17 protein-coding genes and 1 pseudogene are annotated in these 13,356 nt (G+C 44.2%); 12 read left to right on the forward strand and 6 right to left on the reverse strand.

Going from position 1 to position 13,356, the window contains the following annotated elements; translation table 11 throughout:
- Positions 1-373: 373 nt before the first annotated feature.
- Entirely contained in the window at positions 374-565 is a 192-nt protein-coding gene (locus tag ACBP55_RS08010; protein ID WP_464650810.1) for a type II toxin-antitoxin system antitoxin, read from the reverse strand.
- A gap of 13 nt (positions 566-578) precedes the next feature.
- Positions 579-1,418 carry an SPFH domain-containing protein gene (locus tag ACBP55_RS08015; protein WP_464650811.1) on the reverse strand — a complete coding sequence of 280 codons (840 nt, stop codon included), beginning with the start codon at positions 1,416-1,418 and terminating at the stop codon, positions 579-581.
- A gap of 165 nt (positions 1,419-1,583) precedes the next feature.
- On the opposite strand from ACBP55_RS08015, the gene ACBP55_RS08020 reads away from it, so the two are divergent.
- The 5 genes from ACBP55_RS08020 (at position 1,584) to ACBP55_RS08040 (ending at position 6,777) form a co-directional block, all read left to right on the forward strand.
- The gene (locus ACBP55_RS08020) at positions 1,584-1,928 is read left to right on the forward strand and encodes a thioredoxin family protein (RefSeq protein ID WP_464650812.1); all 345 of its coding nucleotides are present in this window, start codon (positions 1,584-1,586) and stop codon (positions 1,926-1,928) included.
- 336 nt (positions 1,929-2,264) lie between these two features.
- A complete protein-coding gene (locus ACBP55_RS08025) occupies positions 2,265-3,164 on the forward strand; it encodes a COX15/CtaA family protein (protein WP_464650813.1) in 900 nt (299 codons plus the stop codon).
- Positions 3,165-3,300: 136 nt separating this feature from the next.
- Positions 3,301-5,064: a UbiD family decarboxylase gene (locus ACBP55_RS08030; RefSeq protein WP_464650814.1), complete on the forward strand. Its 1,764-nt coding sequence runs from the start codon at positions 3,301-3,303 to the stop codon at positions 5,062-5,064.
- Between the two features lie 203 nt (positions 5,065-5,267).
- Positions 5,268-5,978: a Cthe_2314 family HEPN domain-containing protein gene (locus ACBP55_RS08035; RefSeq protein ID WP_464650815.1), complete on the forward strand. Its 711-nt coding sequence runs from the start codon at positions 5,268-5,270 to the stop codon at positions 5,976-5,978.
- Positions 5,979-5,985: 7 nt separating this feature from the next.
- The gene (locus ACBP55_RS08040) at positions 5,986-6,777 is read left to right on the forward strand and encodes an SDR family oxidoreductase (RefSeq protein ID WP_464650816.1); all 792 of its coding nucleotides are present in this window, start codon (positions 5,986-5,988) and stop codon (positions 6,775-6,777) included.
- A 65-nt stretch (positions 6,778-6,842) separates the two neighbouring features.
- Here the strand turns inward: ACBP55_RS08040 and ACBP55_RS08045 are convergent, their stop codons facing one another.
- Positions 6,843-7,088, reverse strand: coding sequence for a NifU family protein (locus ACBP55_RS08045; RefSeq protein ID WP_029194781.1), 246 nt, complete (start codon positions 7,086-7,088; stop codon positions 6,843-6,845).
- Between the two features lie 95 nt (positions 7,089-7,183).
- Here ACBP55_RS08045 and ACBP55_RS08050 point away from each other — a divergent pair, with 95 nt between their 5' ends.
- The gene (locus ACBP55_RS08050) at positions 7,184-7,438 is read left to right on the forward strand and encodes a YuzB family protein (protein WP_047681593.1); all 255 of its coding nucleotides are present in this window, start codon (positions 7,184-7,186) and stop codon (positions 7,436-7,438) included.
- Between the two features lie 2 nt (positions 7,439-7,440).
- Here the strand turns inward: ACBP55_RS08050 and ACBP55_RS08055 are convergent.
- Both ACBP55_RS08055 and mqnE read right to left on the reverse strand, forming a co-directional pair.
- Positions 7,441-8,506, reverse strand: a pseudogene (locus ACBP55_RS08055) (NAD(P)/FAD-dependent oxidoreductase).
- A 44-nt stretch (positions 8,507-8,550) separates the two neighbouring features.
- On the reverse strand, positions 8,551-9,654 hold the full coding sequence (mqnE, locus tag ACBP55_RS08060) for an aminofutalosine synthase MqnE (RefSeq protein ID WP_376768211.1): 1,104 nt from the start codon (positions 9,652-9,654) through the stop codon (positions 8,551-8,553).
- Between the two features lie 368 nt (positions 9,655-10,022).
- Between mqnE and ACBP55_RS08065 the strand changes: the two genes are divergently transcribed.
- The 5 genes from ACBP55_RS08065 (at position 10,023) to ACBP55_RS08085 (ending at position 12,421) form a co-directional block, all read left to right on the forward strand.
- Positions 10,023-10,214 (forward strand): aspartyl-phosphate phosphatase Spo0E family protein, encoded by a 192-nt coding sequence (locus tag ACBP55_RS08065; RefSeq protein WP_312876167.1) that lies wholly within the window; start codon positions 10,023-10,025, stop codon positions 10,212-10,214.
- A 132-nt stretch (positions 10,215-10,346) separates the two neighbouring features.
- Positions 10,347-10,718, forward strand: a complete 372-nt coding sequence (gene erpA, locus ACBP55_RS08070) for an iron-sulfur cluster insertion protein ErpA (RefSeq protein WP_029194777.1) — start codon at positions 10,347-10,349, stop codon at positions 10,716-10,718.
- Positions 10,719-10,885: 167 nt separating this feature from the next.
- A complete protein-coding gene (locus tag ACBP55_RS08075; protein ID WP_464650817.1) occupies positions 10,886-11,233 on the forward strand; it encodes a VOC family protein in 348 nt (115 codons plus the stop codon).
- Between the two features lie 78 nt (positions 11,234-11,311).
- Positions 11,312-11,590, forward strand: coding sequence for a hypothetical protein (locus ACBP55_RS08080; RefSeq protein ID WP_464650818.1), 279 nt, complete (start codon positions 11,312-11,314; stop codon positions 11,588-11,590).
- Between the two features lie 150 nt (positions 11,591-11,740).
- Positions 11,741-12,421 (forward strand): glycoside hydrolase family 73 protein, encoded by a 681-nt coding sequence (locus ACBP55_RS08085; RefSeq protein WP_464650819.1) that lies wholly within the window; start codon positions 11,741-11,743, stop codon positions 12,419-12,421.
- Between the two features lie 47 nt (positions 12,422-12,468).
- Here the strand turns inward: ACBP55_RS08085 and ACBP55_RS08090 are convergent, their stop codons facing one another.
- Positions 12,469-12,630 (reverse strand): hypothetical protein, encoded by a 162-nt coding sequence (locus ACBP55_RS08090; RefSeq protein WP_029194774.1) that lies wholly within the window; start codon positions 12,628-12,630, stop codon positions 12,469-12,471.
- A 339-nt stretch (positions 12,631-12,969) separates the two neighbouring features.
- On the opposite strand from ACBP55_RS08090, the gene sda reads away from it, so the two are divergent.
- On the forward strand, positions 12,970-13,125 hold the full coding sequence (sda, locus tag ACBP55_RS08095; protein ID WP_082562636.1) for a sporulation histidine kinase inhibitor Sda: 156 nt from the start codon (positions 12,970-12,972) through the stop codon (positions 13,123-13,125).
- The last annotated feature ends 231 nt before the right edge of the window (positions 13,126-13,356 follow it).

Here is a 13,356-nt window from a genome sequence, read left to right on the forward strand (position 1 = left end):
ATCACACGTACGAGGAGATTGTATTTATTTCTGATACATCGACTATGCTTACTCAGTGAGAAGAAATGGGGAACTGGAAGGCGAGTTGTACAACGTACAACAATTTTCTTGATTTCTTCTTAAAAAGCTCAGGATGTTGTATGTGATACAACAATTCAGCCTATTTATGTGCTATAGAGTTACTTTTGGCTGGAATTGTTGTATTTCCTGCAACAATCGCGTGGAAAACGTGGATTAGCTTGTTAAAAGTTGTACAAAATACAACCTTCAACTTACTAGGGGAAGCAAGAAAATTCCTAAGCCGGCAAGTCGATACCTAGAAACTTATAAAGAAAAAACCTTGCGATGGTTAATCGCAAGGTCAGAATAGAAATCACTCATCCGTCTTATCCGTAGCGGCTTGTTCTGTTCCGGGTTTCGTCACACGTCCGGTTCGATGAAGCGCTTCACGCAGCAAATACTCGATATGACCGTTAACACTGCGAAATTCATCCTCCGCCCAACGCTCCAAAGCCTCGTACAGCTTAGGATCAAGTCGGAGCGGGAAATTTTTCTTAGGAGCCATAGCCCTTGTCCCGTTAGTACAACGAACCGGTATTAATGACCGGACTCGCTGAGCGGTCCGATACAATCGCAACAAGGAGATTGTTAATCATGGCCGCTTTCCTCTCTTCATCCAGGTGGAGACCTTCGGATTCCAAACGGGCGATAGCCATCTGAACCATACCTACAGCGCCATCAACAATAATTTGGCGAGCGGATAAAATGGCAGAAGCTTGCTGGCGCTGAAGCATGGCACTGGCAATTTCAGTCGAATAAGCAAGGTGGGTCAGGCGGGATTCGATGACCTCAACACCTGCAACAGACAGACGCTGCTGCAGTTCAAGGCTGAGCTCAGCGGCAACTTCATCGGCATTGCCCCTGAGTGAGTAGCCGTCGCTTTCAAAGCGATCGTATGGATACTTGCTGGCGACATGACGCAGCGCCGTTTCACTTTGAATTTCAACGAACTTTTCGTAGCTGTCCACATCAAAGAGGGCCTTGTAGGTATCGACTACTTTAAACACAATAACGGCTGCGATCTCGATAGGATTTCCCTCAATATCGTTTACTTTGAGTTTTACGCTGTTAAAATTGCGCACCCGTAATGAAATTTTCTTTCTGCTTGAAAAAGGGACAATTAGCCATAATCCGCTTTTTCGAATTGTACCTAAGTAGCTGCCGAAGAAAGTGATGACTGAAGCTTCGTTCGGATTAACAGCTGTGATTGTTGAGACGAATATTATCCCTAGAATAATAAGGATAATACCCGGAAGAATTTGTTCTTGCGTAAGAAGGAAAACGCCAAGCCCACCGCCGATAATAAATAACAATAAACCTAGAAAACCATTCAACGACCAAGCATTCGTTTCTTTCATTCTTGCAACACCCCTTCAAAGTATATCTTTTTGATATTTATATGATATCACTTTTTACTTTTAATGTAAATCCATTTCAAGCAAAGTGCGGCCTATTTTCAAATCTTGACACAAATGTTTGGACGTGCTATAAGTTAATAAATTCAAAGCAGCGAGGTGCTCGTCATGATTAAAGTATCCAATGAACAAGCTTTTCAAGAACAAATCTCGCAGTCCAAGTTGACCATTGCTGTATTCAAAGCAAGTTGGTGCAAAGACTGCCACTATATCGAACCCTTCATGCCTGCAGTCGAAGAAGCTTATGCTGGGCGTATTACGTTCATCGAATTAGACCGCGACGAAGTGCCCGATCTTTGTGAGCAACTGAACATCCTTGGTATACCAAGCTTTATTGGTTTCCGTGAAGGCAAAGAGCTGGTTCGTTTCGTCAGTAAACTTCGCAAAACACGCGAAGAAATTGAAGAGTTTCTCAACCGTGCAATCGAAGTATCAGATGCGTTAAAGTCGTAAGCACAAAAATCTCTCTTATGAGTAAAATGAGGGTCAAGTTGACCCCTTTTTACCAAAGAGAGATTTTTTTTAACTAAATTTACGTATATATAGATAAAACCTCCTGCAATCGATTTTGGTTGATCAGCAATAATTTGGTGATCATCTTTTATTTACCCTCGTCCAAAAAGTTGAAACATTGAATGTCTTATGAACTTCGAGTCGACCTTCCGTGTGGTTTCGGAGCTTTGTAACAATTGCGAATGGATTTGCCAACTTAATAAAGCTATAATTGAAAGCGGAACAACATCATTCGACATGATTAACAGAAGTCACGACATAAAAGTAGGTGCAATCATGCAAAAATTGATTCAAAGATTAGCGAATCTTTCGGCCATTGGCATGTTTCTCATTCTTGCAATGGGTGCCTTAGTTACGAAGGCTGACGCTGGTAGAGGCTGCGGAGATGAGTGGCCATTATGTCATGGGAAATTCGTCCCGGCACATACGATTTCATCATTTATTGAGTACAGCCATCGATTGGTTGTCGGCATTGTGACGTTAATCCTGGTTGCAACATTCATCCTTGTATTTCGTTATGTGAAACGTAGAGATGCCAAATTTTTCATCTCTGCTACGGTTTTGATGACGTTAATTCAAGCAGCAATGGGAGCTATGGCAGTCGTATGGCCCCAATCTTCACTCGTCTTGGCCTTACATTTCGGATTATCCTTATTGGCCTTTGCTTTCTCTTTGCTATTAGCCATTGTTTTTACGCCATGGGGGCAATTCCAACGTGATACGGCCATTCGCAGCAGTTTTAAAGCCCTTGTATGGATCACGACGATTTACAGCTATGTCGTTGTTTATCTGGGCGCATTCGTTCGTCACACCGTTTCATCAGGCGGATGTTCGGGCTGGCCTTTATGCAATGGAGAAGTAGTCCCTGAACTCAGCGGGGCAACGGGTATTGTTTTTACCCACCGTGTAGCGGCTTTACTGCTTTTTATATGTATTTTGTTTCTTTACTTACAGGCCAAACGTTATTATCAAGGCTCAGACAAGCTGAGGTTTGGCAGCAAATGGGCGCTAATTTTAGTGTCACTTCAAGTCATTAGCGGAGCCGTTGTGACCTGGTCCATGGGGAATGAAGTCGCTTATTTATTTACCGGCATGATTCACGCGGTTATTGTTTCTTGCATGTTTGGATTCTTATGTTATCTATGTGTACTTACGCTATATGACCGCAAAGCTTAATACCTGACGGACGAGCTCCTTGGAAGCACGGCAGGCTACCTTTGCGGTAGAGGAGGCCTTCTGACGCGGAAGGCTATTTCCTTTTTACTTACATAGTCATCTACAATCTCACAGTTAAAGGTGGAACAAACATTACATGGTACCAACTAATCTACGAGCTTTTCTAGACATTTTGCGCCGCGAAAATCAACTGATTGAAATCTCCGCTCCAGTAGACCCAAATCTAGAACTCGCGGAGATTCATCGCAGAGTCATCGACGAGCAAGGCCCAGCTTTGCTGTTCACGAATGTCAAAGGAAGTTCATTCCCTGTCGTATCGAATCTATTCGGGACTTCACGACGGGTTGATCTTGCCTTCGGTCCAAAACCGGAACAATTCATGAAAGCGGTTATTAACGCTACAAGCACGTTAATGCCCCCAACGCCGCAAGCGCTCTGGGGTGAACGTGCCCTCATCATGGATCTGCTGAAGGTTGGAACGAAGAAGGTTCAGCCGCACCAAGCGCCGATTCTCGGCGGCTTGAAGCAGGACAACCCACTCGCAGGACTGCCTGTCCTGACGAGCTGGCAAGAAGACGGCGGCCCGTTCGTCACGCTGCCGCTCGTCTACACCGAGCATCCAGACGGCGGTCATCATAACCTCGGTATGTACCGCATGCAGGTTTATGATGACTTCACTACCGGGATGCACTGGCAAATACATAAAGGCGGCGGATTCCATTACCACGAAGCCGAGAAACGCAACAAGCCGCTGCCCGTCACCGTATTCCTGGGCGGCCCGCCTGCGCTCATCGCCTCGGCGATTGCGCCAGTGCCCGAGCACCTGCCCGAGCTGATGCTCGCTTCGCTCATCCTCGGACAGAAGCTCCCCATGGTGGAGAACCCCCATGGGGGGCACCGCCTCGTGGCCGAGGCGGAGTTTGCGATATGCGGCTCCGTACCGCCGCATACGAGACGTGCCGAAGGGCCTTTCGGCGACCACTTCGGGTATTACTCACTCATCCATGATTTCCCGATTTTCAACGTGAATCATGTATGGCACCGCAAAGACGCGATCTATCCGGCGACGATCGTCGGCAAACCGCGCCAAGAGGATTACTTCCTTGGCGAATTCCTGCAAAGATTGCTAGAGCCCGCGTTCCCGATGGCGATGCCGGGGGTGAAAGACCTCTGGACGTATGCAGAGACCGGGTTCCACCCGCTCGCAGCTGCCGTCGTCCGCGAGAGCTATAGCCGAGAGGCGCTTGGCACGGCATTCCGAATCCTAGGTGAGGGTCAGCTGTCACTCACCAAGTTCTTGATCGTCACGGACAGGCCGACGGTCTTAGCTAACTTCACAGAGCTGCTTGAAACTGTGCTGGAACGATTTGATCCGGGTCGTGACCTATTTATCTTCAACAAAACATCGCATGATACGCTTGATTATACAGGTGGTCAGCTGAATCACGGTAGCAAAGCAGTCCTTCTCGGTACAGGCGACCCTGTACGCGAACTGCCAAGAGCCTACACCGCCGGAGAGCTGCCAGAGATCCATGATATCGCCGTTTATTGCGGCGGATGTCTGCTCGTCTCAGGTGCTTCTTATGCGGCGGAGCCGGAGCTGCCACAGCGTCTGCTGGCGAATGCAGCCAGCCGCTTAACCGAATGGCCGCTAGTCATCTTAGTGGATGATGCCAGCGGCATCGCGCACGACCAAACCAAGTTCTTGTGGACCGTGTTCACTCGTTTCAATCCGGCAAGTGACATGTACGCGCAGTCCAGCGTAAATCGTCATCACATCGCTTACGAGGTTCCGATTGTCATTGATGCTCGTATGAAACCGGGATACCCCGATGAGCTGTTCCCGCGGGAAGATATCGTGGAACTTGTGGATCGCCGCTGGAAGGAATATTTCGCATAATGCGGATCGGCTCCGTTCTTTTTATCCACATTTCGTTTTAACGGGTTGCGCTTCGCGAGTATGATTCCGTTGCTGTGGGTCTATACTTACTTTTATTATCGATCGCTTTCGCTCTGCCCTTCGTACTTTGGCGTGCTGACGCCGCCTATATACGGCCATCAGTTCAACAGGTTGGATCAGCTTAATGAAAAAGGGGTGTGCCCGTGCTGCGAGTATTGTTTAATGAACCGAAACGAATCGATAGCGGACTTCTTCTAGACGCTGGCAACGCGGTGAGAACGTATATTGGGCTGTTGGAATCTAAGAAGCATAGCCATCTAGCTTCAGAATATCCCAAGTACCATAGGCGGGCGATCTGGAGCAAGGGGTTTATTGATGCCCTGGATGAGCTGGAACAGAGCAAATATTGCTGTGAGCGTTACGCCGAGCATATCAGTAAGGCTTTCTTGGAGGAAATGAATCCGCAAGAGATCGAGGAATATCATCGATTTGTTTATTTTTATAAAAATGCCTTCATTCGCTTGTTCTCGATCTTGGACAAATTGGGCACGTTTATGAATGATCTATTCGAGCTGAAAACAGAGACGCTTAAGTCTCGTTTCTCGTACTTTACCGTACTGCGCCGCATGCACGAAAAGCATATTCACGGATCGCTGGAGCTCCAGCTTTATAATCTCAAAATGGAATATAAATCGGCATTAGATCGACTGCGCAATCAGCGCAATATGGAGATTCATTATATTAATGCAGAAATGCTGGATGATCTTATGCAAAAAGAACCCATTCCAGGCGAACGAATTCACGTTGAAAATGTGAAATCCAATGTCGTTGATTTGCAGCAGGGATTTGAAATGGTATGCCGAACCTTAACAATAGCTTTCTCTTATATTACGGCAAGTATTGCAAAGGGGTAAGGGGACCATGGAATTAAGAGGCCGAACGGTTCTTATTACAGGCAGTGCCAAAGGCTTGGGCAAAATGACCGCGATCACCTTAGCTCAGCGGGGTTGCCAGATAGCTGTCAATTATGTAAATAGTGAAAAGGAAGCCGCTGAGCTCGTCCATCAATTGGAAGATCTGGGTGTTCGCAGCGTTGCCGTACAAGGCGATGTTGCCAAACGCGATGATATTATACGTATGGTGGAGCAAACGACATCGAAGCTCGGCCCGATAGATATTCTCGTGAATAATGCCGGACCTTTCTTCAGAGAGCGACGCTTTTTCGCTGACTATAACGTCGATGAGATTGAGTATCTGATGCGCGGCAATTTGCTAGGCGTCATGGAGCTTGATCATCTGGTTCTGCCTATGATGCGGGAGAGACACTGGGGGCGAATTATCCATTTTGGATTCGGCAAAGCAGCTGAAGCTAGGGGCTGGACACATCGCGCCGTATACGCAGCGGCTAAAGTAGGCTTAGTTTCCTTCACGAAGACATTGGCTGAAGAAGAAGCGAGTCATGGGATCACTGTCAATATGATTTGCCCTGGCGATATTCGAGGTAAGAACAAAGAACGGACGATGGAAGAAGCACGTCTTGAGGCTGATGGGGAAACACGGGTAGGAAGACCGGGGACGGGCGAAGATGTGGCTAGAGTCATTGATTTCCTTTGTTTACCTGCATCCGATTTCATTACTGGAAATATTATGGATATATCTGGGGGTCTCGATCCGATCCAGCCATTGCCAGTGCTTAACCAGCGTAAAAACTAGTCCTTATCCTATAAGCAAAAAGAGCTTACCATAGAGGTAAGCTCTTTCTTATGATATAGTCGTAATTAGAATACCTGTACGACTTCTGTTATGCCTTCAACCTCTTCAACCAATGCGCGTTCGATACCAGCTTTCAACGTGATTGTTGAGCTTGGGCAGCTGCCGCAGGCACCCATAAGTTTCAGCTTCACAACACCGTCTTCTACATCAACGAGATCTACGTCACCGCCATCGCGTTGTAGAAAAGGACGGAGTTTATCTAAAACCTCAAGGACTTCATCATAAATTACTTCTTTTGTTTTTTCAGTCATTTGATTCATCTCCTTTCTTCTATTATTATATTACAATAATGTTTAAATGAAAATGGTTTTCAACTTGAATATCAACATAAGGTGGAATTTATATAATGAGACCAATCATTGAGTTTTGTGCCAGTAATATGCACCATGGAACGGATAAAGTCATGAAAGCTTTAGAACAAAACCCTGACTTCGACGTCATGGAATACGGCTGTCTAGGCAATTGCGGGCAATGCTATATGGAGCCTTATGCGCTAGTGAATGGCGAAATCATTGCAGCTGAAAGCGCAGATGCTCTCCACGAGCGCATTTTAGACCGAATAAAAGAAATTGAAGCGATGTACGAACTTCTTGGAGACTAATCTTACCCGAAGTGACGTTTTGACTTCCACAATACACCGCTTTTGAGAACACGAGCAATTTTACCCGTCATTAATGTACGCTTACCCATGATGCCGAAGCCGGCCTTTTTACCAAGTGAACCCAGCGTACCTCTGAGTTTAATTTTACCAAGTCGAGGCGTATCGCCTTTCCAAATCGACAGCATGGCTTCGGCAATCTGCTTGCCTTGGGCTTGCGCCGCTTGCGCACTTGGAGAGAACGGCAGGGAAGCACAGTCCCCTACGACGAACACTTCTTGATAATCTGGAATTTGATGATATTCATTAAGCAGGATACGGCCCTGACGGTCTTTGGGCACATTCAATGCCTCAACGATTGGATTCGGCTGAATGCCTGCTGTCCAGATTGTAGCATCGGTTTTAATAATTTCATCCCCGTTGTACAGATCTCCACCATCTAGTCGGACTAACGATACTTGAGGTCGGAGTTCAATATGGTGCTCTGTCATCCATTCGCGTACGTACTGCTGCAGATTGCTCGGGAAAGCTGAAAGTAGGCTTGGACCACGATCAATTAATCGAATGTTCAAATCTGCCCGGCTTTTCACGGAGCTCAGCTGCCATTTCAACACCGCTTAGACCTCCTCCAATAATGGAGACTTGTCCATATGGCGCAATGTCGTTAATGCGCTGGTAGGTAGCACGTGTTTGGCAAAGAGTCTGGATGCTGGACGAGTACTCTTTAGCACCGACAATTCCGTGATAACTGTCCACACATCCCAGACCGATAACTAACCAATCATACGAAAGCGGTTCTTGATCTTCAAAAAGAATTTGCTTGTTGTTCAAATCAACGCTAGAAACCTCACCGAAGGTTAAAAGCAAGCGTGGGTCGTTCGGATAGGCAACGCGAATATGTGTTTCAGCGATCGTGCCTGAAGCTAGTGCATAATATTCTGTTTTTAATCCTTGAAAAGGGCTTCGGTCAATTAGTACTAATAGTGTATCTTCTGGTAAATCCTTCTCCAGCATGTTTAAGGCTATGGTCAATCCGCCATAACCTCCTCCGAGAATTACAAACTTTTTCATTCCATCCAATATCCCTTCTGAACAATATCTCTTCTCTAGTATGACTAATATACTCTGATTTCATTATAAAAGGTGTCGCGTTCAACAGGAACGCGTCCTGCGCCTTTGATAAGATAAACGAGCTCATCACGTGTAAGACCTTCTGGTGATAATGCTCCAGCAGCATGAGAAATCTTCTCTTTCACGATCGTACCATGTGCGTCCGAAGCACCGAATGCGAAGGAAAGCTGGGTCAATTTCGTACCAATGTTGATGAAATAAGCCTTAATATGTGGGAAATTATCCAGCATCAAGCGGCTAATAGCAATTGTTTTCAGCTCATCCCAAGCAGGAACACGCTGCTTCAGGCCTGCGTTTTTGCTTGCCGGTTGAATAGAGTTAGGAATGAATACTAAGAAGCCGCCTGTTTCATCTTGAAGCTCACGAAGCAGCATCATGTGGCGAATGCGTTCCTCTTTCGTTTCAATTGAGCCGTACAGCATCGTTGCGTGAGTTTTCATACCGAGCAAATGAGCGTTACGATGAACGTCAATCCATTCCTCTGAAGACGCTTTTTCTACTTTCATTTTAGTCCGGTAGCGCTCAGTCAGAATTTCGGCTCCTCCTCCTGGAAGCGTGGACAAGCCTGCATCCATTAGCGTTTTCAGGACATCTCGGAAGCTAAGACCACTGATACGAGAGAAAAATTCTATTTCAGCTGCTGTATGAGCTTTAATCGTAACGTCAGGGTAAGCTTGTTTCAGTTGGCGAATACAATCCACATAATATTCAAAAGGCAAGTGCGGGTTATGCCCCTGGCTAATATGAAATTCTTTAATTTCTGGATTAAAATGTTCAGCTACATAATCTAACATTTGACTAGGTGTCAGTGTGTATGAGCCTTCTTCACCTTCGTCGCGGCGGAAATGACAAAAAGCACAATGCTCCTCGCACACATTCGTAAAGTACAAACTCATATTTTGGACAAAATAAACCTTGTTTCCGTTCATTCGCGTATTCACTTTGTTAGCTAATTGACCTATGGTTAGCAAATCGTCTGATTCATACAAAAATAGCCCATCTTCCATAGATAGACGTTGATTGTTCTCAACCTTTTCAGCAATTTCGGCCATCCGTTTGACCGGGTCTGTCGTCACAACACTCATCATTATTCCTCCTCTGAATAGTAAATAAAGCCCATACTGAATCAACGCATTCAGCTAGATAAGGACCAAATGCGTTAAGCGGTGTGAGACGCTCGCGTACCTGTTCATCCAGTTCGGTTCAGGAATTCACACCAGTTCAAAGTCTCCTCGCTCGGGGATCTTTGAGCTTGTTTCATCTATAACGTGCAATCCATCCATCCCATTATAAACCTACGTGTTGGGAGGGGCAATATCATTTAGATGGAGATAAATTGACAATATACAAAAATGGCATGATTTTTCCTACTATATTAGGAAATGTTATTCCCAATATTAACAAATTCCTGTATACTATTGCAATGTGATTACGTAGGGCTAAAGGTGATTATATCGTGATACCAGTATTCGTGACCGAACCACAGGAACGATTGAATATAGAAATAGAACAGCTTCGAGGCCAAATGGTTTCCTTAGGTACGGCGTACGGCTTCCTTCATCCAGAAGTGCAGCAATGCAGTCGAGAGCTCGATCAATTGCTGTTGCAATATTACGCAATAGGACATAACCGTAAAGTTTATGGCTGAAATGGCTAGGAATGACTGCGCAGCTGCCCTTGAGCAATGCTTCATATAGGAGTATACTTGTTAGTAAGCATTACGAAAACTTAGTATAATGCCAGTTTTCCATAAGGAGAACTTTAGGGAGGGATTTCCGTTATGATTAACATTAGTGAATCAGCGTCAGATAAGATTAAAGAGCTTCTATCTTCTGAAGAATCACCGAACCTGTTCTTGCGTCTAGGTGTCAAAGCTGGAGGCTGCAGCGGTTTCTCTTACGGCATGGGCTTCGATGATGAGCAGAAGGATGACGATAAAGTATTCACCATTCATGGCCTCAAGGTCGTTGTGGACGAAGATAGCTCCAAGTATTTATACGGTGTTGAAATTGACTACACGGACGCAGGCATGGGCGGCGGGTTCTCCATCAATAACCCGAACGCAGTAGCTTCGTGTGGATGCGGTTCTTCCTTCAAAGTGAAGGACGAAGAGGGCTTAGTTGAGAAATGCGACGATAAAGTCGAGGCTTAATAGGTGGATTACAACCTCCAAGTTTATGTGTTGATGTTAATACACATACTTTTGGAGGTTTTTTTTGTTTAAGAAGATAGAACGAAAAATGTCATATGGTATAATGGAATAAATTGGGAATTGAAAATATTTGATAAAGTAATTGAACTGCTTTGGAGGGGTAAATCATGCAACTACATGAATCTGGCATCATTTTATTTTGTGAGGATTACGAACGAGTCTTAAATTTTTACACGGAGAAGATTGGTCTTCCTATTCGTGAACAAAAAAGTAATTTAGCTGTACTTGATTTTGGTGGAAGCTATTTAATGATTGAGGATAAAGGATCTGCATCAACAACACCAAAGACTAGAGCGCAAAATCCAACAGTGCTAAGGTTTAACGTAAATGATTTTGAAGATACCATATTGGAGCTATTGAATCGCGGAGTGAATGTTGATGTACATTCATTTAATTGGGGGAAAATTGGCGTAATCATTGATCCAGAAGGAAACAGGATAGAGATCAAGGATTAGTCTTATGCATGTAATTTCAGGTGATACAATATACATAAAAAGGAATTCCTGCATTTGGTGAGAGGAGTGAATCCTTTAATGAATTGGAATTTTAATATTTCAATCATCTCTACAATTGTTGTCATTTTCGTTTTAATGCTGTTCTACAGAAATAGGGAAGAGGACGAAGGATATTTAGGATTGAAATTAGTCGGGTATTACATTTTAGGTACATTCAATTTAAAAGTTGGTATTTTAATTCCTATTGGATTTATTATTTGGTTGCTGTTGTTTTACCCGAAGACGAACCGAACGATTAAGAGATATTCGGCTATATTTGGATTACTTATGATGTTGATTGGGAATTGGATTCATTAGCTCCCCGAGTGCAGGATTGTTGGCACTTGCGGGAGCCTTTTTTACATTATTTGCAAAAAAATGAAGACTAACGGAACCCTTTTAAGTATTGAGAGAATAGAATAGATTGAAAGGTTTAGTTTACTAGAGAAATAAGAAGAAGGTGTGTTCATGGCAACTAGACAGGAATTTATTGAGATGATTGCACCAATTGCAGTGAAACTGCGCATAGAGAACTCACCGATCTATCCTTCAGTAAGAATCGCGCAAGCCATTCAGGAGACAGGGGGCAATTTAAACAAGTGGAACAATCTAGTGGGTTATAAGGTTGGTAATGGGGTGTTGACGCCTTTTTGGCAGGGGGATCGTGTTTCAACAACAACATGGGAAGTTATTGAAGGTACAAGCTATGATAACGTACCAGGAGATTTTCGTGCATATTCTACGATTGATGCAGGGTTTCGTGATCAGGATTTACTTTTTGGATCCCCTCGTTATGCAAGTGTCAGGTCGGCGAGAAGTCCAAGTGAGCAAGTGAAAGCATTGCAAAGCAGTGGATATACAACGGATCCCTCTTATGCAAGTAAGCTGAATATGATTATTCAAACCTATGGTTTAACTTACTATGATGAGGAGGTCGCTCGTATGTTGGAGAAACTGCAGGAACAGATCGTAGAATTACAAAATAGAGTTAGTTCCTTAGAGGAGCAAGCGGCAATGGAGGTCGTACCCCAATGGGCAAAAGCTGCTGTAGACGCTGCGGTCCAAGCCTCATTAATCGATATTCCGGAGAAAGGGAGCTATGATTTCTATCGATTGTTAACGGTTCTGCATCGCAAAGGGATCATCTAATGGCAAGTAAGGAAAAAGGCCGCTAGTGTATAACGGGTTATTAATCCCTAATACACCATGCGGCCTTTAATTTTAACATTGTCACCATACTTGGCTTTCATAAGCTTGCTTTGCTCTAGCATAAATGCGTAAATTTCTTTCAAACGGTTCTTGCGAGGTTTAATCGTTTCTTTAATTTCACCATTTAGTACAATATCGTAGACGATCATGTCTTTCGCTCCTTTGTTTTGTCTTTCTACTATCATTGTAGGCTATGAATATTAAGTGACGATTAAAATTTCTTTTCAATTGTGTGAACAAGCTTAAAGATTTGTTAAGTGTGAGTAAAATATTCCCTGTATTTCGATCAATTTTTTTTATCGGCTGACGGACTGTTTAGCGTGTGCATAACTTTATACACAGTATCCCCTATCCATACAGCGCGTTTATGGGACATATTAACAATCTACCCACAGGATATGCACAGGTATCTGTGGATAACGGAACGCTTGTTCTAATTTTGCCCCCATGATAATATAATTACAAATTATAGAATAAAGGTGATTTCAGTGAGACAAATTAGTGACGAAACATTGATCGACTCTTATTACAAAGCATTGGATTTGAGATTGGAATCAGATTTTGTTGACCTGTTGCTCGCAGAAATACAGAGACGTAATTTAAAACTGCACGTCTACATCAAGGATGAAACCCCGCTAAACTAGAGAGTTTCATCATGAGGTTATTTGGATGGTAAAATTCTGGTGGCAGTCGGCGCAGTTTACCAGATGAAGGCATTGATTATTCTGCGAGCCTAGTGTTCCATCTGACATGGAGATATCATCAATCTCTCGATAGGGAGAGTAGGGACCTAGATAGTCACTCCATTTTCCGCAATCATTCATCTGTTGTGAACAAACAGGACACTCGGCATTCAGTTCCTGTAGGCCGTTGCA

This window comes from Paenibacillus sp. WG02 (assembly GCF_055396115.1).